The sequence below is a fragment of the Bartonella sp. DB5-6 genome (assembly GCF_000278115.1).
Classification (GTDB): Bacteria; Pseudomonadota; Alphaproteobacteria; order Rhizobiales; family Rhizobiaceae; genus Bartonella; species Bartonella refiksaydamii.
Genome location: NZ_JH725121.1, coordinates 98,934 through 99,509, shown reverse-complemented (window position 1 = coordinate 99,509; position 576 = coordinate 98,934). Strand labels below are relative to the sequence as shown.

The window sequence follows — 576 nt, the reverse complement described above, 5'->3', positions numbered from 1 at the left end:
ACACGATTTAAGCCTGTTTCATATTTTTGAATTTGTTGGTAGCTTACACTTAAAGCATGCGCTAATTGTTTTTGAGACATTTTCAACATTTTTCGTCTAAAACGAATTCTCTTGCCTACAAAAACGTCGTTGAGAGTTTTGGTTTGCATTTTAGAGCCCCCCGCCGGTTGCGAGCGCCCTCGCATTGGTATTCCGGGGTCTGGAAGTACTGAACTCAAACAGTTTCTTGCTTTTAGTGCTGAGAGCACTTGGACATAACAAGAACCCCCGGAACTCCGGGATACCCTCAAAACGGGCTCATTTTTCGCGTTTGAGTTTTTCAGGCTTCCAGGCCCTATTGGTCGTTGCGTATGCGACCAAAAACACCTTTTAAGTCATAAAGCAATTTCAGGGGATTTACAATAAAAATGAAAGCAGTGTTTTTTATGAACAGAGAGTGTAGATCTCTAGCATGATGTTAAAAATTTTCATTCTGATCAGCGATGAGTTGTAAAATTGCTCTTTGTTTTACCGATGTTAAAACTCTAAATCTTTTTAAAAGCAGATATTCCTCTCTGCTCGATATTAGCTCGTCAT

General features: G+C 39.8%; 1 protein-coding gene and 1 pseudogene. Both read right to left on the bottom strand.

Annotated features, from left to right (window positions below; genetic code table 11):
• A partial coding sequence (locus MCO_RS11595; RefSeq protein ID WP_007553664.1) for a helix-turn-helix domain-containing protein occupies positions 1-185 on the bottom strand: 185 nt, incomplete at its 3' end.
• A gap of 272 nt (positions 186-457) precedes the next feature.
• Positions 458-576 (bottom strand): annotated as a pseudogene (locus tag MCO_RS11330) (transcriptional regulator); the annotation flags it as partial.